The sequence below is a fragment of the Wohlfahrtiimonas larvae genome, assembly GCF_002006755.1.
Classification (GTDB): domain Bacteria; phylum Pseudomonadota; class Gammaproteobacteria; order Cardiobacteriales; family Wohlfahrtiimonadaceae; genus Wohlfahrtiimonas; species Wohlfahrtiimonas larvae.
In genome coordinates this window covers 1-17,438 of the sequence record NZ_MVDO01000074.1, presented here as the reverse complement: position 1 = coordinate 17,438, position 17,438 = coordinate 1, and the positions used below count along the sequence as shown (strand labels likewise).

General features: G+C 38.1%; 18 protein-coding genes. 7 read left to right on the top strand and 11 right to left on the bottom strand.

What is annotated here, in order from left to right; all coding sequences use genetic code 11:
- Window positions 1-17: 17 nt before the first annotated feature.
- From pta to BZK14_RS04570, 3 genes are read left to right on the top strand one after another with little or no spacing between them, the layout of a single operon-like run.
- On the top strand, window positions 18-1,691 hold the full coding sequence (gene pta, locus BZK14_RS04580) for a phosphate acetyltransferase (protein ID WP_077925391.1): 1,674 nt from the start codon (window positions 18-20) through the stop codon (window positions 1,689-1,691).
- A gap of 12 nt (window positions 1,692-1,703) precedes the next feature.
- Window positions 1,704-2,138 (top strand): type II toxin-antitoxin system RatA family toxin, encoded by a 435-nt coding sequence (locus BZK14_RS04575; protein WP_077925390.1) that lies wholly within the window; start codon window positions 1,704-1,706, stop codon window positions 2,136-2,138.
- Window position 2,139: 1 nt separating this feature from the next.
- The gene (locus tag BZK14_RS04570; RefSeq protein ID WP_245831155.1) at window positions 2,140-2,433 is read left to right on the top strand and encodes an RnfH family protein; all 294 of its coding nucleotides are present in this window, start codon (window positions 2,140-2,142) and stop codon (window positions 2,431-2,433) included.
- On the opposite strand, the gene trmL is transcribed toward BZK14_RS04570, so the two are convergent.
- From trmL to BZK14_RS04545, 5 genes are all read right to left on the bottom strand, one after another.
- On the bottom strand, window positions 2,417-2,887 hold the full coding sequence (gene trmL / locus BZK14_RS04565) for a tRNA (uridine(34)/cytosine(34)/5-carboxymethylaminomethyluridine(34)-2'-O)-methyltransferase TrmL (RefSeq protein ID WP_077925388.1): 471 nt from the start codon (window positions 2,885-2,887) through the stop codon (window positions 2,417-2,419). The two genes, BZK14_RS04570 and trmL, sit on opposite strands and share 17 nt — an antisense overlap.
- Window positions 2,884-3,264 carry a hypothetical protein gene (locus tag BZK14_RS04560; RefSeq protein ID WP_077925387.1) on the bottom strand — a complete coding sequence of 127 codons (381 nt, stop codon included), beginning with the start codon at window positions 3,262-3,264 and terminating at the stop codon, window positions 2,884-2,886. The genes trmL and BZK14_RS04560 overlap by 4 nt, the downstream gene beginning before the upstream one ends.
- A gap of 99 nt (window positions 3,265-3,363) precedes the next feature.
- Window positions 3,364-5,016 (bottom strand): CTP synthase, encoded by a 1,653-nt coding sequence (locus BZK14_RS04555; RefSeq protein WP_077925386.1) that lies wholly within the window; start codon window positions 5,014-5,016, stop codon window positions 3,364-3,366.
- A gap of 148 nt (window positions 5,017-5,164) precedes the next feature.
- Window positions 5,165-5,392, bottom strand: coding sequence for a sulfurtransferase TusA family protein (locus BZK14_RS04550; protein ID WP_077925385.1), 228 nt, complete (start codon window positions 5,390-5,392; stop codon window positions 5,165-5,167).
- Window positions 5,393-5,432: 40 nt separating this feature from the next.
- Window positions 5,433-6,470, bottom strand: coding sequence for a YeeE/YedE family protein (locus tag BZK14_RS04545; protein WP_077925384.1), 1,038 nt, complete (start codon window positions 6,468-6,470; stop codon window positions 5,433-5,435).
- A 278-nt stretch (window positions 6,471-6,748) separates the two neighbouring features.
- On the opposite strand from BZK14_RS04545, the gene aegA reads away from it, so the two are divergent.
- Genes aegA through BZK14_RS04525 form a run of 4 tightly spaced genes read left to right on the top strand, consistent with a single transcriptional unit; the run spans window position 6,749 to window position 12,263 of the window.
- On the top strand, window positions 6,749-8,743 hold the full coding sequence (aegA, locus tag BZK14_RS04540) for a formate-dependent uric acid utilization protein AegA (protein WP_077925383.1): 1,995 nt from the start codon (window positions 6,749-6,751) through the stop codon (window positions 8,741-8,743).
- Window positions 8,736-9,239: a 4Fe-4S dicluster domain-containing protein gene (locus tag BZK14_RS04535; RefSeq protein WP_077925382.1), complete on the top strand. Its 504-nt coding sequence runs from the start codon at window positions 8,736-8,738 to the stop codon at window positions 9,237-9,239. The genes aegA and BZK14_RS04535 overlap by 8 nt, the downstream gene beginning before the upstream one ends.
- A gap of 17 nt (window positions 9,240-9,256) precedes the next feature.
- Entirely contained in the window at window positions 9,257-11,407 is a 2,151-nt protein-coding gene (fdhF, locus tag BZK14_RS04530) for a formate dehydrogenase subunit alpha (RefSeq protein WP_077925381.1), read from the top strand.
- Between the two features lie 34 nt (window positions 11,408-11,441).
- Window positions 11,442-12,263 carry an NAD-dependent epimerase/dehydratase family protein gene (locus BZK14_RS04525; RefSeq protein WP_077925380.1) on the top strand — a complete coding sequence of 274 codons (822 nt, stop codon included), beginning with the start codon at window positions 11,442-11,444 and terminating at the stop codon, window positions 12,261-12,263.
- A 71-nt stretch (window positions 12,264-12,334) separates the two neighbouring features.
- Here BZK14_RS04525 and BZK14_RS04520 read toward each other — a convergent pair whose 3' ends face one another.
- The 6 genes from BZK14_RS04520 to BZK14_RS04495 form a co-directional block, all read right to left on the bottom strand.
- Window positions 12,335-13,582: an aminotransferase class I/II-fold pyridoxal phosphate-dependent enzyme gene (locus BZK14_RS04520; protein ID WP_077925379.1), complete on the bottom strand. Its 1,248-nt coding sequence runs from the start codon at window positions 13,580-13,582 to the stop codon at window positions 12,335-12,337.
- 67 nt (window positions 13,583-13,649) lie between these two features.
- Window positions 13,650-14,663, bottom strand: coding sequence for an aminotransferase class I/II-fold pyridoxal phosphate-dependent enzyme (locus BZK14_RS04515; RefSeq protein ID WP_077925378.1), 1,014 nt, complete (start codon window positions 14,661-14,663; stop codon window positions 13,650-13,652).
- Window positions 14,664-14,673: 10 nt separating this feature from the next.
- A complete protein-coding gene (gene cbiB, locus BZK14_RS04510; protein ID WP_077925377.1) occupies window positions 14,674-15,633 on the bottom strand; it encodes an adenosylcobinamide-phosphate synthase CbiB in 960 nt (319 codons plus the stop codon).
- Window positions 15,634-15,742: 109 nt separating this feature from the next.
- Entirely contained in the window at window positions 15,743-15,952 is a 210-nt protein-coding gene (locus tag BZK14_RS04505; protein WP_077925376.1) for a hypothetical protein, read from the bottom strand.
- A gap of 83 nt (window positions 15,953-16,035) precedes the next feature.
- The gene (locus BZK14_RS04500; RefSeq protein ID WP_077925375.1) at window positions 16,036-16,947 is read right to left on the bottom strand and encodes a LysR substrate-binding domain-containing protein; all 912 of its coding nucleotides are present in this window, start codon (window positions 16,945-16,947) and stop codon (window positions 16,036-16,038) included.
- A gap of 15 nt (window positions 16,948-16,962) precedes the next feature.
- On the bottom strand, window positions 16,963-17,438 hold a 476-nt coding region (locus BZK14_RS04495; RefSeq protein ID WP_245831154.1), incomplete at its 5' end, for an OB-fold nucleic acid binding domain-containing protein.

Sequence of the window (17,438 nt, the reverse complement as noted above, 5' to 3'; positions counted from 1 at the left end):
ACAAAGGAAGTCGTTTAATGAAAACATTATTTATTAGCCCAATTGGTCAAATCAGAAATCTTTATCCTATTACTTTTGCATTTGTGAAAGCTTTAGAAGCAAAAGGATTAAAGGTTGGCTATGTTAAGCCTATCAGTCATTCTAAAAAAGATATTGATATTTTATATCAGCATGTTTTTGGTAAAACTGCGCCTGCTTCAATGAAAATGAATAACGTTGAAAAGAGCATTTTGACGGATCATTACGACACAATTTTAGAAAAATCTATTGAGCTTGTGATGCAGGCACATGAAAATAATGATGTGGTTATTATAGAAGGTGTTGAACTGAATGCCCGTAATCCTTTTACTGAAAAATTAAATTTAGATTTAGCAGCAACATTCCAGTCAGGTTTAATTTTTGCTGGTAATTCTGGTCGTAATACATTGTGCGAAATTGGTGAATATTTAGATTTCTATATTAAACGCTTTGATGTGTTTGATAATGAATTGGTAGGGTTCGTTGCTAATAGAATGGCTGATAAAATTTTATCAGTTGAAGAAGCTGCGTGCCAAGTTGTGACAGAAAAGAAAATTCCATGTTTGGGTTTAATTGGTGAGAATGAGTCATTATCGAATCTGGATGAAATTGTGGCTTTTATTGCTGAAAATCTAAAAATTGATTCATTGGTGGACGATATTAAAAATTATGTTGAAAAGCCAATCACAACACCTGCATTTTTTAAATATCAATTGATTGATCGTGCGCGTAAAGCAAATAAGCGCATTGTATTACCTGAAGGTGATGAGCCAAGAACATTGAAAGCTGCTGTAATTTGTCATGATCGTCAAATTGCCAATTGTGTTTTATTGGGTGAGCGTGCAGAAATCGAAGCCGTTGCTGCAAGAGAAGGGATTCAATTGCCTGAAGGCATCGAAATTATTGAGCCAGCTAGTATCGCAGATCAATACATTGATAAAATGGTTGAGTTAAGAGCGCACAAAGGACTGACGCCTGAAAAAGCTAAAGAGCAGATCCAAGATCGTGTTGTTTTGGGAACGATGATGTTGGCTGTTGATGATGTGGATGGACTTGTTTCTGGTGCTGTACATACTACTGCAGATACTATTCGTCCAGCATTTCAATTTTTAGGTACTGAAAAAGGTTCTAAAATCGTTTCTAGTATCTTTTTTATGTTGATGCCTGAAGGTGCGCATGTTTATGGAGACTGCGCAGTGAATCCTAACCCAACACCAGAACAATTGGCCGGTATTGCGGTACAATCAGCAAATTCTGCAAAGGCTTTTGGTATTGATCCACGTGTTGCGATGATCTCTTACTCAACAGGTACATCAGGCGCAGGTCCTGCGGTAGATGCTGTAAAAGAGGCGACAGAAATTGCAAAAACATTGGATTCATCTTTATTGATTGATGGTCCTATTCAATTTGATGCAGCTTATGTGCCTTCTGTGGGTAAGCAAAAATTACCGAATAGTCCAGTTGCAGGTCAAGCAACAGTATTTATTTTCCCTGACTTAAATACGGGTAATACAACCTATAAAGCGGTACAAAGAAGTGCGAACTTAATTAGCATTGGGCCAGTGCTTCAAGGTTTAGCAAAACCAGTGAATGACCTATCTCGTGGTGCATTAGTTGAAGATATCGTTTACACTATTGCGATTACCGCAGTGCAGGCGGCGCAACAGAAGTAACAGGAGTTTTCTTTGCCAATTATTCGTAAAAGTAAAGTCGTACCTTATTCGGCTAAGCAAATGTTTGATTTAGTTAATGATGTAGAGAAATATCCAGAATATTTACCATGGTGTAAAACAGCTAGGATACTGCGTCAGACAGAGTGTGAAATGGATGCTTCTGTCGGTGTTTTAATGGGGCCTGTGAATAAAGCTTTCACCACCAGGAATCGTATGGTGGATGGTGAGATGATTCAGATGTCTTTAGTAAATGGCCCTTTTAAAAAACTATACGGTGAATGGAAATTTATTCCACTATCTGCGACGGAATCAAAGATTGAATTTGAACTCGATTTTACTTTATCGATTGGTTTATTATCTAATATGCTTAATCCAATTTTTGAGAATATGTATGGTTCTATGATCAAAGCTTTCTCTGATCGAGCAAAGGTTGTTTATGGCGAATAATATGATCAAAGTAGAGTATGTTTTGGCATTGCCCGATGAGCAATTGCAAGAGTATCAAATGATTAAAGAAGGCAGTGCATTGCAGGATGCTTTACCCAATTTCTTGTTGGATGAAAAAGCAAAAGCTATGATAGAAACACCAATTTATGGTGTTTTTAATCAATCAGTCGAGTTAGATTATATTTTGCAAGAGGGTGATCGGATAGAAGTTTATCGACCATTGCAGATTGATCCAAAAACTGCTCGAATGATTCGAGCAGAACGGAAAAGAAAACAGCTTAATTCAAAGAAGTAAAGTTTAGTTGTCGCCATCCTTCATAGATGGCGATAGCAACACTATTAGATAAATTTAAACTTCGTCCATTTTCTGTCATTGGCAGACGACATAGCATTTCATGTGGCAGACTATTTAAAAAATCCATAGGCAAGCCACGAGTTTCTGGGCCAAAAATTAAAGCATCATTGTCTGTAAATTTGACATCAAAGAATGAACGGGTACCTTTGGTTGTCATGGCAAATGCATTATTGGGTTTAATATAATCTAAGCATTCAGCTAGGCTATCCCATGTTTTGAGATCAGCCCATTCGTGGTAATCTAAACCAGCTCTCCTTAAGGCTTTATCTTCTAATTTAAATCCTAATGGCTTGATTAAATGTAGTTTTGCACCAGTATTTGCACAAAGTCGGATGATGTTGCCTGTATTAGGTGGAATTTCAGGCTCGAATAATATAACGGATAATCGGCTCATGATTTACGTTTTGCACAACCTTTAAATGTTTGTTGATTGATATCGACTGTTGCTGAATGGGTATAATCCTTACCTGCAACAGTGCAATATTCCTCAGTTAATTCAATCTTAGCGGTTTGGCTATTAGCTTTTAAATAGATTTTGTTCGCTTTGATTGTTTCCTCCCAGGTCATTACGCGTCCTTCATAACGGCCGGGGAATGATCCATGAAAGCGTTGATCGTTGATACTAATGTGCCATTCAGGCGCGCGACCTTCCATTTCCCAACTGAGCTTTGAATTTTTAGAGTCTTCTGTAGGAGTAATGATATGCTCAATGGTGCTTGAGCAGCCAGCGATCAAGATTATCAGAGAAGTTAAACTCAAATATTTTAACATTAGCATATTCCTCAATAAAATAATATGAACGATGACTCATTGATTATCGACAAAAATCATTAGAAATAAATTATTTCTAATGATTTATCATGTCAGGAATTACTGGCCAGAAGTTTTCTTTTGGCGTTCAACCGCTGCCGCAATGAAACTTACAAACAATGGATGGCCATCGCGTGGCGTTGATTTGAATTCAGGATGTGCTTGGCATGCAATGAACCAAGGATGATCAGAAATTTCGATGATTTCCGCTAGTTCTTTGTCTTTTGACCAAGCAGAGAATTTTAATCCAGCTTGTTTTAAAACATTTAAATAATCGTTATTGAATTCATAGCGATGTCTATGGCGTTCAACAACTTCTTCTTTTTGATAGATTGAGTACGCTTTAGAATCTTGTTCTAAAACACAGGTTTGTGCGCCTAAACGCATTGTACCACCAACATCTGATTTAGCTGTTCTGCGTTCAGTTTCTCCGGCTGCATTAGTGAATTCAGTGATTAAGCCGATCACAGGGTGTGGTGTATCTGAGCGGATTTCTGAGCTGTTTGCATCTGTTAAACCTGCTACGTTACGTGCATATTCAATCACAGCAACTTGCATACCTAAGCAAATGCCAAAGTATGGAATTTTGTGTTCACGGGCATAACGAACTGCATTGATTTTGCCTTCAATGCCTCGTTCGCCAAAGCCACCAGGGACTAGAACCGCATCAATATTTTCAAAGTATGGTGCAAGCTCTTCTTCTGTTTTTGCATTATCTAATGTTTCTGAATCTAAGTAGTGAATTTTAACTTTTACTGAATTTTTGATGCCAGCATGGAATAATGCTTCATTCACTGATTTATAAGCATCTGTTAAGTCAATATATTTGCCAACCATTAATACATTTACTTGTGACTGTGGCGTTAAGATTTTCTCAACAACAGCATCCCATTCTGTTAAATCTGCTTCTGGTGCTGAAAGATTTAAATAATCTAAAACAATACGATCTAATCCTTCTTCATGCAATACTCGTGGAAGTTCATAAATTGTTTTAGCATCTAAGCATTGGATCACAGCTTCTTTTTGTACGTTAGTGAATAGAGCAATTTTGCTCTTTTCATCATCAGGAATGGCAACCTCAGAACGACAAACTAAAATATCAGGCTGAATACCAATAGAGCGTAATTCTTTGACAGAATGTTGTGTTGGTTTTGTTTTTAATTCGCCAGATGCTTGTAAGTAAGGTAGTAATGTCAAATGCATAAATAATGATTGATCACGACCTAATTCTGAACTTAATTGACGAATAGCTTCCAAGAATGGTAATGATTCGATATCGCCCACTGTGCCACCGATTTCGATCAATGCAATATCAGCATCTCCTGCTGCTTGACGAATACAGGTTTTAATTTCATTGGTAATATGGGGAATGACTTGAACTGTGCCACCTAAGTAGTCACCGCGGCGTTCGCGCTGGATAACATTTAAGTAAACACGGCCTGCGCTCACGCTATTTTTACGTGTTGCAGTCATGCGGATGAAACGCTCATAGTGACCAAGGTCTAAGTCAGTTTCAGCACCATCTTCCGTCACATAAACTTCACCATGTTGAAATGGGCTCATAGTGCCAGGATCCACGTTAATGTATGGATCTAATTTCATCATAGTTACTTTAAGTTTACGGGATTCTAAAATAGCGCCAAGAGAAGCTGCGGCAATGCCTTTACCTAGTGATGAAACAACACCACCAGTCACAAAGATAAAACGTGTCATGAATAATTCCTGATTGGGATAAAATGTATATATATCAGGGATTGTATTGTACTACACGATCTCATAATTTGCGATAAAAATTATTGTGAGAAAATTGGTCGGAATTAATGTGCTTGCCTTAAAAGATAATAAGGCAAGCTAGATCATACTATGGTTTAATGATTGTAATGCGCCATGTGGCATCACCAATTTGTTGATAATCTGAAACGGGGTAACCATTTTCAGCTGCCCAACGAGGAATAGCTTCTGTGCCTTGTGTGCAATCAAATTCGATCAATAGTTCATCACCTTTTTCCAATTTAGCCATTTGTTCTTTGGCTTCAATGAGTGGAAAAGGGCAAACTAAACCAACAGATTTTAATTCATAAAGTGCCATAATAATGTTTCCTTGTGTTTATTTATTAACGTTGTGTAACTTATGTGAGGGCAGGTTGTGTTGTTTTACGTTTACGCACATACACAAAATAAGCTGCAATCCAAACACCAAAAATTGTGAATGTTAGGCTGATCCAACCTTGCCATGACATAATGGCGGTTTTAGTTAAGCCATTACCGATGGTGCAACCGCCAGCTAAACTTGCACCAATGCCCATTAATATCCCTCCAATCATGCTTGATAATAATGTAGCACTGCTTGGTAAACGCCATTTGAATTCTCTGCTGCCTTTAGCCGCAATGTATGAGCCGATAAAAATGCCTAGTACTAAAAACACGCCCCAATCTAATAAGTCAGAATTCCCAGTGATTAAAAAGGTAACAATATTTGCAGAGGGTGTTGTAATGCCTAATCCACTGTTTCGTCCTGTTTGTGAGCTTGCAATCCATGCAATTGCTGCCAATATGCCGATGATCGCTGCTGCTACAAATGGATGCCAACGCTTTTCAAATAGGATGTGTAAAATGCCTTGGTGCTTTGCGGGCAAGGATGCAACCTTTAATTTTGGTTTTTTTAGAATTTTACGTGCCAAGTAAATGGTTAGCACTGTAAAAATTATGATCAATAACCATTGTGGAATTCCCGTAGTTTGTGCAATGGAATCAGGGTAGCGTGCAATGCTTGAAACTTCTTGAGAAAACCCTGATAACGCACCATATTTCATCGTTGCAGCTAAAATCATATAAAAAGCTAAGGCAACCCAACTGCCAATGAGCCCTTCGGCTGCTCTGTACCAAGTGCCTGTAGCACATCCGCCTGCTAAAATGATACCGATACCAAACACTAAGCTTCCAATAATCGTGCCAAATAAAGAAAATGTACTCGCCTTAATGGTTAAAGCACCTGTTTCCACAAAGCCAAGAACTAAAATCCCCTGTATGGCAATAGCAATGAAAAAAGCATACAGCATTGTATTATTTTTGGTGAGATAAACATCTCTAAAACCACCTGTCATACAAAAGCGGGCTCTTTGCAATATAAAGCCAAGTAAAGTACCGATGATCAACCCAGTAATCATATTATTCTCCTAAATGATTTGAATATTTCCTTATTATTATCAGGTTTAAATGATTAGGCAAGAATTATTTCATATAAAACATATATTATTAGTATTTTATTAAAAATAAAGCATTCAATACTGTTAAATGTTGATCTTTGTAATGATTTAGAAAACTAAATGTAATATTTTTTGCTTTAAATCATAGAGGATAGGGCTAAATATCTGCATTTATCTGATTTATTGTAAAATTTAGCTTAATTAGAAATATATTAAGAATATAAGTTAGGTAGTGAAATATGAATCGATTCGTTTTGACTGATCCATTAAGTTGTATTGGTTGCTTAGCGTGCGAAACTGCTTGTGTGTTATCCCATAATGATGGTTTATGGCCAGAATCCAAAGAGAATTTCTTACCGCGTGTCACATTATTAGATAATGGTAATGTGCGGACATCTGTGATGTGTCATCAATGTGATGATGCTCCTTGTGTCGCTGTTTGCCCGACAGATGCACTGATTTTTAGAGATGATTACGTTAAATTAATCGAAGATAAATGCATTGGTTGCAAAAACTGTGTAATTGCATGTCCATTTGGTGTGATTTCCGTTGTGAATGGGCAAGCTCAAGATGGTTTGTTGAATTATGAAGCCGTCGCGCATAAATGTGATCTATGTGAAGATAAAAATGACGGGCCTGCATGTGTGAATGCTTGCCCAACGAATGCCATTCAATATTATGATGAAAGCCTAATCCAACATAATCAACAACAAAAACAGTTACGCACAATGCTTGGGAATCATGGCTATCAAGCACCACAACAATCTTCTATTATTGGTAATTTAGGCAAAATCCCTAGAAAAGATGCCGATAAAATTGCAATCGAAGCGCGTAAAACAGGCTTTGATGAAATCTATATAGGTTTCAATCAATGCGATATCGAAAAGCAAGGCGAGCGTTGTATCACTTGTGGTGATCATGCTTATTGCGAATGGACATGTCCAGTTCATAATCAAATCCCTCATTGGATTAAGTTAGCCAAAGAAGGCAAAATTTTAGAAGCAGTTGAATTGTGTCATCAATACAGTTCATTGCCTGAAGTTTGTGGCAGAGTTTGCCCGCAGGATCGCTTATGTGAAGGTGCTTGTACTTTGGATCGCAGAGAGTTAGGTGCAGTGACAATCGGTAACATTGAAAAATACATCACAGATACCGCTTTTGAAATGGGTTGGAAGCCTGATTTATCTAATGTAGTTAATACAGGTAAACGCGTTGCCATCATAGGCGCAGGCCCAGCAGGATTAGGCTGTGCGGATGTATTAACCAAAAATGGTATTAAAGCTGTGGTGTTTGATCGTCATCCTGAAATTGGCGGGATGCTCACATTTGGCATTCCATCTTTTAAATTGGATAAAAATATCCTTGTGCATCGCCGTGAATTATTCACAGAAATGGGCATTGAATTTCACTTAAATACAGAGATTGGCAAAGATATATCTTTTGATGATTTGATGCGTGATTACGATGCTGTATTTGTGGGTGTAGGCGCTTATCAATATACAAGAGCAGGTTTAGCGAATGAAAATGCGGATGATATTTATGATGCATTACCATTTTTAACTGCGAACACAAAGCATGTGATGGATTTAGCACAGCTTGAAAAAGAGCCTTATGTGAATACAGCAGGCAAAAAGGTAGTTGTTTTGGGTGGTGGTGATACTGCGATGGATTGTGTGCGTACATCCATTCGCCAAGGCTCAGAAGTTGTGACATGCGCTTATCGCCGTGATGAAGTGAACATGCCAGGCTCTAAAAAGGAAGTGAAAAATGCGAAAGAAGAGGGCGTTGAATTTTTATTCAATGTTCAGCCTTTGCGTATTGTTTTGAATAATGATGGCAAAGTTTCAGGCATTGAAATGATGCGGACAGAAATGGGTGCACCTGATGCTTCAGGCCGTAGGCGACCACAAAAAATTGCAGGCTCTGAATTTATTTTAGAAGCAGATATTATTCTTCAAGCTTTTGGTTTCAGCTCTCATGCGATGCCTTGGTTATCGCCTTATCATGTGAATTTAGATCAATGGGGTGGGATTGATGCCGCGCGTGGCGAAGGTAAATTCTGCCAAACATCGAATGCAAAAATCTTTGCAGGCGGCGATGTTGTCCGTGGTGCGGATCTTGTTGTGACAGCCATGTCAGATGGCAGAAGAGCTGCGGAAGGCATCATTAAATATCTACAAATTCAGCCAATTTTCCCGCCACAATTTGTGGCAAGAGAGTTACGCCATGAATAACTTTATCACGGTGAATGCAGAGCGTTGCATTGGTTGCCGAACGTGTGAAATTGCCTGCGCTGTTGCTCATTCTGAAATTAAATTGCAAACGCTATTACCGAAAGAGACATTTTCGCCACGCTTAAAAGTGATTCGCGGTGCAAAAATCACGCTGCCTGTGTTATGCCGCCAATGTGAAAATGCGCCATGTGCGGAAGTTTGCCCAACCTTGGCAATCTCAAGACAGGATAGCGCGGTGATTGTGGATCAATCGCTCTGTATTGGTTGTAAAAACTGTGCGATTGCTTGCCCATTTGGTGCGATGACGGTCATTACACAAGAAGACAGCCAAGCATTGAAATGTGATTTATGCCATGAAGTGGCAACAGGACCTGCTTGTGTGCGAGTTTGCCCAACCCATGCATTGAGCATCATGGATGCAAAATCGATGGATGAAATTATCAAAGAAAAACGCGAGGCAACGGCGGCTAAAAGTTTAGTGAATTTAGCGCAATAAAGTTGAGGAAAAATATTATGGAAAAAGTTTTAACAGTATGTCCTTATTGCGCATCGGGCTGCAAATTATATTTGATGGTGGAAGATGGCAAAGTCGTGGGGGCAGAAGGCGCCAATGGTTATACCAATCAAGGTGAATTGTGCCTCAAAGGTTATTATGGTTGGGATTTTATCAATGATACAAAAATTCTAACGCCGCGCTTAACAACGCCGATGATGCGTAAAAATCGTAATGAACCACTGAAACCTGTTTCTTGGGAAGAAGCCATCGTATTTGCTTCTGATAATTTAAAAAGAATTAAAAAAGAGCATGGTGCAGATAGCATTTATCTCACAGGTTCATCCCGCGGGCCGGGCAATGAAGTGAATTACTTGATGCAAAAATTTGCGCGCGCAGTGGTGGGGACGAACAACATAGATTGTTGTGCCCGGGTGTGACATGCCCCATCTGTTGCAGGTCTGCAACAAACTGTAGGAAACGGCGCAATGAGCAACTCCATCAATGAAATTGAGGATGTTGATTGTCTATTAGTTTTTGGTTATAACGCTGCAGATTCTCATCCAATCATTGCGCGCCGAGTGATCAAAGCGAAAGAAAAGGGCGCGAAGATCATTGTGTGTGATCCGCGTTATATTGAAACTGCGCGCATTGCGGATGCTTGGCTGCCACTTAAAAATGGTACGAATGTCGCGTTATTGAATGCATTTGTGTATGTGATCATTGAGGAAAAACTCTATAAAGCCAATTATGTGAATCAGTTCACAGAAGGCTTTGAAGCTATGAAACAAACGGTTCAGCAATATACGCCAGAATATTCTGAAACCATTACAGGAATTCCTGCACAAAAAATCCGTGAAGCTGCACGCATGTATGCCAAATCATCGGGTGCTTTGATCATGTGGGGCATGGGTGTTACGCAATGGAATCAAGGCGTGGATGCTGTGAAAACCTTGGCAAGCTTGGCATTATTAACGGGCAATCTTGGGCGACCGAATGTGGGGATTTCGCCTGTGCGTGGGCAAAATAATGTGCAGGGCGCTTGTGATATGGGCGCATTGCCAAATCAATTTCCCGGTTATCAAGCTGTGACGGATGATGCCATTCGTGCAAAATTTGAGAAAGCTTGGGGCGTGGAATCATTACCTAGCAAAGTTGGCGAGTTTTTAAGTGAAGTACCGCATTTGGTGGTGCATGAAGATAAGATCAAAGCTTTTTATGTGATGGGCGAAGATCCAATGCAAACAGAAGCGGATCTATCTATGGTTCAGCAATCCTTTGAGCAATTAGAATTTGTGATTGTGCAAGATATCTTTATGACAAAAACAGCCTTGATGGCGGATGTTGTGTTTCCTGCAACTTCTTGGGGTGAACATGAAGGCGTTTATACATCGGCGGACCGTGGTTTTCAGTATTTCAATAAAGCTGTAGATCCGAAAGGTGATGTGAAAACCGATTGGCAGATTATTAGTTTGATGTCCACAGCGATGGGCTATCCAATGAATTATGCCAATACGAAAGAAATATGGGATGAAATGCGTGCATTATGCCCATCATTTTCTGGTGTGACTTATGAGAAATTAGAAGGTTTGGGGCATGTTCAGTGGCCTTGTCCCGATGAAAATCATCAAGGCACGGAATGGCTATATCAAAATAACTTATTCTCAACGCCATCGAAAAAAGGGCAATTATATGCAACACAATGGCGCCCGCCATTAGAAAAAACAGATCAAGAATATCCTTTCATATTATCAACAGTGCGTGAAGTTGGGCATTATTCTTGTCGATCAATGACGGGCAATTGTAGCGCATTACAGACTTTAGCTGATGAACCTGGTTTTGTGCAAATTCATCCTGATGATGCCATGAAAATGGGGATTAAAGATCAAGATTTAGTGTGGATTGCATCGCGCCGTGGGCAAGTGATGACGCGCGCTAACTTCAATGAGCGAGTGAATAAAGGCGCAGTTTATATGACATATCAATGGTGGATTGGTGCATGTAATAAACTCACATTGGATGTGGGCGATCCCATCACCAAAACCCCTGAATATAAGCATTGTGCGGTGAAACTTGAGGTGATCGATGATCAAGCTTGGGCAGAGAATTATGTGCAAGAAACTTATATGGAGATTAAGGAGTCGTTGAATCTCACGATGAATGGCTTATAATCCGTGCATTATTTTTATTTGATGAGTAAATAACATGGAAAAAGTCTCCATCGTTGGCTTGGGCTGGGTTGGTTTGCCATTGGCAGAGAAGTTGCAAAAAGATGGTTATGATGTGCAAGGTTCAAAGGCATCAACAGAAGGTGTTGAAGAAGTCAAAGCATTGGGTTTGAATTGCCAGTTGTTGAATACAACTTTGGATTTATCATTAAGAAACCCAAATATTAAAGCGCTATTCAGCTGTGATACTTTGGTGATTACATTGCCACCGAATGGGCATCATGGTTTGAAAAAATATGCATCCATCGTGGCAGCTTTAGCGAAAACAGCAGAATATTGTGGTGCAAAACGCATTGTGTTCACAAGTTCAATCTCTGTATATGGCAAGCAAGCTAACATCGTAACAGAGCAATCTTATTGCGAACCGATCAATGATTCAGGCGATGCAGTTTTGGCAGCAGAAGAAGCATTGTTGGCAGCAGTTAAAATTCCTGTGGCGATTGTGCGTTTGGGTGGATTATTTGGTGATGATCGCTTGCCACAAAATTGGTTACAAAAGAAAACGCATTTTGATTATCCAAATCATAGCATCAATATGGTTCACCGAGTGGATGCTGTGAATGCGATTGCGGCGATCATTGCGGGTGATTGGACTGAAAAACAGATTTATAATGTGGTTGTGGCAATGCATCCAACGCGTTATGAATATTACAATAAAGTGGCGGTAGATCATCGCTTGCCATTGCCGATCTTTGATGAAGCAGAATTAGCACGCCCAACGCGTGCATCGTATGTGGATGGCAGCAAAATCACGCGTGATTTCCCATTCCAATATCAAGGTTCAATTTACGAAGTTTAGTTAAATCGGATGCTGTATAAAATAATCCTCGCATTGGCGAGGATTTTTGATTTTGATGTGCGAAAAATTGATTATTGCAGTGCTTGGAGAATATCAGCTTTGATATCTTCTAATTCCTCTAAGCCAACGGACATGCGGATCAAGGTATCTTCAATGCCGATCACTTTGCGCATTTCTGCTGTGAATGTACCATAAATTGTGGAAGCAGGGTGAATGATCAAGCTATTGTTATCAAATAGGTTTGTCGCACGTTTGATGAGCTGTAGTTTATCCATAAATGCAAAGCATGTTACTTGATCTTTTAAATCAAAAGTTAGCATTGCACCAGGATGCCCTTTAAACATTTCATCGGATAGCTTTTTATAAGGCGAACTGTCTAATTGCGTGTAAGAAACTTTCACAATTTGCGGTAAAGTTTCTAAGAACTTAGCCAATTCATAAGCATTATTGCTCATTTTTTCATAACGTAACGTTAATGTTTCTAAGCCCAATGATTGGAAAAATGCTGTATCAGGATCCATGTTTGCACCAAAGTTACGGGCGATTTCTCGTTTAATTTTAAACATGAATGCTGAGAATGGTGCTTGTGGCGTAACTTTTTTCAATCGTGGATGTTTGGACCAATCAAATGAGCCATAATCAACAATTGCACCGCCTAAGCTTGTTGCACCCCCTGAAATGTATTTTGTGGTGGAAACCACTTCAATATCCACGCCAAACTTTTTCGCATCAAATCCGCACCAAGGAATGATTGTTGTATCGACAACCATTGGCACATTATGCTTTTTCAAAATAGGTGAAATATTGGCTAAATCTGCAATTTCTAAATGGGGATTCGTGATCACTTCACAAAAGAAAGCACAAGTATTTTCATCAATGGCATTTTCTATAGCAGCCAAATCATCTGTATCCACAAAGCGAACCTCTACGCCAAATTCTGCCAATGTGAATTGGAAAAATGCAAAGGTATTCCCAAATAAATGTGGGGAAGTGACGATGTTGCTACCTGCATAAGCTAATGCCATAAAAGCATTAGAGATCGCGCCCATACCCGAGCTGAATAGCATGACATTGTCACCACCTGAAATGGCTTTGATCTTTTTCTCTAAACTTTCAACTGAAGGGTTACTGATGCGAGAATAAGTGTGGGAAGGAATCATCTCTTTATTTTGAAAAGCATCTGCAATCGCTTGTGAATTAGGGAACTCATAAGCTGCTGTACGATAAATGGGTGTGTTGATTGCACCATGAGCATCTTTAATGCTTTTATCTGCTGATAAGAGTTGACTATTAAAACCTTTACACTGAGAATCCACCATTTTAAATCCTGCCTAATATTTTTGTAAGATTAACAAATATAGCAATATCTTAAGAGAAGTTTAAGTGCTAATTAAAAATCATTTGTAGGGCATTGATAAGAGATTCATTGGCTTCTTTTTTTTGTGTTGCAATGCGGAAATAATAGGGCGTTAATCCTTCAAAGTTTGCACAATCACGAATTAAAATCCCATATTCTTCGCCTAAGATTTTTTTAAGTTCAGAAGCTGTTATTGTTTCATTTTGAATATGAACTAAAAAGAAATGGGTTTGTGTTGGTAATGTAGATAATCTTGAAATTTGATTAATAGCATCACATAAATTTTCTCTTTTTTTTAATAAATCTATTAAAGGTACTGCAAATTTTTCTTTGTGCTTTGTGAGAAATTTACCAGCTTCAATGGCTAATTGATTCACTGACCAAGGCATTGCATAATGGCTGATTCTTTGAATGAGTTGTTTGGATGCTGAGAAATAGCCCAAACGTAAACCAGGAATGGCAAAGCATTTTGTCAGCGAATGCAATGTGATGACATTAGGTAAATGTTGATAAGGAAAAAAATTTTTTCTAGCACTTTGAACGAAAGCTAAATAGGATTCATCCACCACAAAAGTTGTTTGAGGATATTGCTTAAATAGCGCAATTAGTGTTTCATCATCCCAATAAATGCCTGTTGGGTTGTTGGGGTTGCACAGCCAAAATAGCTCGCTATCACCTTTAAATTCGTCAATATTATAAATATATTGAATCGTTAAATTGTGAATGCGAGAAGCATCTGCATATTCGCTAAAAGTAGGAGCTAATATGGTGGCACGTTGATTTTGGAAGGCTTGCGCAATCAGATAAATAGCTTCAATTGCTCCATTGGTGATCCAAAGTTTTTGCCCTGAAATATGATAGGTTTCTGACAGTAATTGCTTCAATGATGCAGCATCTGGCTCAGGATAACGTGTGATTAAATGTAATTGACCCGCTAAATATTGCTGTAAAGCCGGAATCGCTGGTGATTGATAAACATTGCTACTGAAATTAATCTCGATATGATTAAAATTGAAATAATCGTCACCGTGGCCATTGATCATTGAGAACCCTTTAAAATACGAATTTAAGCACTAAAAAAATGAGCGTGAATGAGACTAAAGCAATAGCACAAGCACCATAGATTAAATGATTTGCCTGTTGTATATGTTCAATATTAATGGTGTTCATATCATCACCAATGGTTGGCTTATAAACATAAATCCCATGATAATAATTGCCTCCGCCTAATTGGATATTCAAGGCACCTGCAACTGTTGCTTCAGACCAAGCACTATTAGGGCTTTTATGCTGATAGCAATCTCGCCTGCCAATTTTCCACGCATTCTTATAATCTAATTTTAATAGTATAGCGCTCGCTGTGATGAACAATAAACTTAAACGAGCAGGAATATAGTTGGCAATATCATCCAATTTAGCTGAACACCAGCCGATCGCTTTATAATGGCTATTTTGATAGCCAACCATAGAATCTAATGTGTTAATGGCTTTATAGGCTGCCATCAATGGTACACCGCCAATGAATAAGAAAAATAATGGTGCAATCACACCATCGACACTATTTTCTGCAACGGTTTCTACAGTTGCTTTAGTGATCTGTTGTTCATTCAATTGTTGGGTATCTCTACCTACAATCATGGCAAGCTTGTGGCGAGTTTGTGCAATTGGTTCATTTTTCAATGAATAGTAAATATCATTAGCTGCATCTACTAATGATTGAAGTGCTAGGAATGAATATATGAGAAAGATAGAGATGAATGTTGCGAATAAATGACTATATTTATTGATGATAGCAATCAGAAAATAGATCGCTAAATAAGTACCAAGCACAATTAAGACTGTTAAATAAATTCCTGCGATTTTCAAGGCATGATCATTCAAACAGTATTTGCGTAATTTTTTTTCTATGAATGTGATTGCATTGCCAATTATGCGAACAGGGTGATAACGGTAATTAGGGTCACCCCAAAAAATATCAGTAATAGCAGCTAGCCAAATTGTGATTAAACTCATTATTTCACCATTAGAAAAATCTTCATTGTTATATTCAATAACAATAACATTATTAATACTTGTGGTGAAGTATTATAAAATATAACTCATTGATTATGAGTAATATTATCTAGCTTTTATGTGTGTTATTTCTATTTTTTATTTTTGTAGCAATAGGATCATTTTTATGATCTTCTTTATAGCAATGTTGTACATTGCTAATGAGCTTAGTGTATTTAGATTGTTCTACATGAGAGTAGAACATCAAGGTGATAGTAATCACAACAATGGCTAGCAACATAATTTTTTCAGGTAATGTTAAAAAGCTTGGTTTTTTCATTTTATTTGCTTTGTTTACATAAATAATTTGTACTTATTATACATGTAGAAAAGTAAAATAAAAATATAGTGTTTAAATAACCATTAACATTGAGATTTGTCTAATTCAGCAAATTCACTTTCTAAATGATCCAAAAAGCTGCGAATAGCAGGAATAACGCCACGACGTGAAGGATAGACTGCGTGTACAACTTCATCTTGAAAATGCCAATCAGGTAAGATTCTAATGAGTTTCCCTGATTTAATATCATCATGAACAACCATTAATGGCAATTTAACTATACCTATACTATTCAATGCTGCTTTTCTAAGTAAGGATAAATCAGTCGTCATAAATTTGGGGTTAAATGGGACTATAGTTGTATTATTATGTTGATCTATAAGTTCCCAGTTATTACGATCGCGATGCTGGTTATGTGCTAGAGAAGGAAATTGGTGTAATGTTTCAGGGGTTACTATTTTTCCTATTTGATTGATTAAATCAGGGCTAGCAACCAGCACTTGCTCTCGTACACTTAAGCGTTTCATGACATATTCACTATCTTCAAAAGGTGGTTTGATGACACGCAAAGCAATATCAACACCTTCATGAACTAAATCAACTCTTCGATTAGTGGCATCAACGATCATTTCAACTTCAGGATTTTCCTTAACAAAACTTGTGATCATATTCTCCACAGACATATGTAAGAGTGTGATGGGGCAGGTGATTCGGATTAATCCCCGTGGTTTTGTTTGTGCTTCCATGATAGATGCTTGTGCAATTTCTGCCTTCTCTAACATAGCTTGACAATGAGTATAATATGTTTGACCAATATCGGTGACTGAAAAATGGCGCGTAGTACGATGTATCAAACGGACCCCTAGCTCTTCTTCTAATGCTGCTAAATGGCGGCTTAACTTAGATTTAGGGATTCGTAAATGTTTACTTGCTTCACTAATGCCGCCATATTCAACGATTTTAGCAAAGTAATAGAGTTGATTCAGATCCACCATACGTATATAAGTTCCTTAATACTGTACTTTTATTGAAAGTTCATGAAATTGGCTAGACAGTTTTTCAAGTAAGTCATCTGTGATTTGTAAATGGGAAGAGTTACCTAATTCTAACATGACATTTGCGTACTCTGTATGGTATTTGAAATAAATAGGTTTGCCATTATCTGATTGATAATCTTTGATTAATTGGATCAGTTTTTGGGCTTTTGTTATTTCAAAATTTGCATGATTGGTTAAAATCAATGATTTCGCAGATGCTTCTCGAACAGCCTCAAGATGTTGTAATTCTAATGGACGAATACGCATGCCACCATTGAAATCATCCCATGTTAATGTACCTTTCACAATTAGCACTGATTTTGTTGTTAAAGGTTGGCTCAATTGTTCTAAATGTTCATCATATAAACGCAGCTCCATTCGGCCAGAACGATCATCTAATGTTACAAAAGTCATTTTGAGACCTTTTTGATTGAATTTACTACGGATGC

Coding starts and splice junctions, on each gene's coding strand:
- cbiB (WP_077925377.1), bottom strand. CDS start 15,633: ATGAGTTTAATCACAATTTGGCTAGCTGCTATTACTGATATTTTTTGG.
- pta (WP_077925391.1), top strand. CDS start 18: ATGAAAACATTATTTATTAGCCCAATTGGTCAAATCAGAAATCTTTAT.
- aegA (WP_077925383.1), top strand. CDS start 6,749: ATGAATCGATTCGTTTTGACTGATCCATTAAGTTGTATTGGTTGCTTA.
- BZK14_RS04525 (WP_077925380.1), top strand. CDS start 11,442: ATGGAAAAAGTCTCCATCGTTGGCTTGGGCTGGGTTGGTTTGCCATTG.
- trmL (WP_077925388.1), bottom strand. CDS start 2,887: ATGAGCCGATTATCCGTTATATTATTCGAGCCTGAAATTCCACCTAAT.
- BZK14_RS04550 (WP_077925385.1), bottom strand. CDS start 5,392: ATGGCACTTTATGAATTAAAATCTGTTGGTTTAGTTTGCCCTTTTCCA.
- BZK14_RS04570 (WP_245831155.1), top strand. CDS start 2,140: ATGATCAAAGTAGAGTATGTTTTGGCATTGCCCGATGAGCAATTGCAA.
- BZK14_RS04535 (WP_077925382.1), top strand. CDS start 8,736: ATGAATAACTTTATCACGGTGAATGCAGAGCGTTGCATTGGTTGCCGA.
- BZK14_RS04515 (WP_077925378.1), bottom strand. CDS start 14,663: ATGATCAATGGCCACGGTGACGATTATTTCAATTTTAATCATATCGAG.
- BZK14_RS04545 (WP_077925384.1), bottom strand. CDS start 6,470: ATGATTACTGGGTTGATCATCGGTACTTTACTTGGCTTTATATTGCAA.
- BZK14_RS04500 (WP_077925375.1), bottom strand. CDS start 16,947: ATGGTGGATCTGAATCAACTCTATTACTTTGCTAAAATCGTTGAATAT.
- BZK14_RS04520 (WP_077925379.1), bottom strand. CDS start 13,582: ATGGTGGATTCTCAGTGTAAAGGTTTTAATAGTCAACTCTTATCAGCA.
- BZK14_RS04505 (WP_077925376.1), bottom strand. CDS start 15,952: ATGAAAAAACCAAGCTTTTTAACATTACCTGAAAAAATTATGTTGCTA.
- BZK14_RS04560 (WP_077925387.1), bottom strand. CDS start 3,264: ATGTTAAAATATTTGAGTTTAACTTCTCTGATAATCTTGATCGCTGGC.
- BZK14_RS04555 (WP_077925386.1), bottom strand. CDS start 5,016: ATGACACGTTTTATCTTTGTGACTGGTGGTGTTGTTTCATCACTAGGT.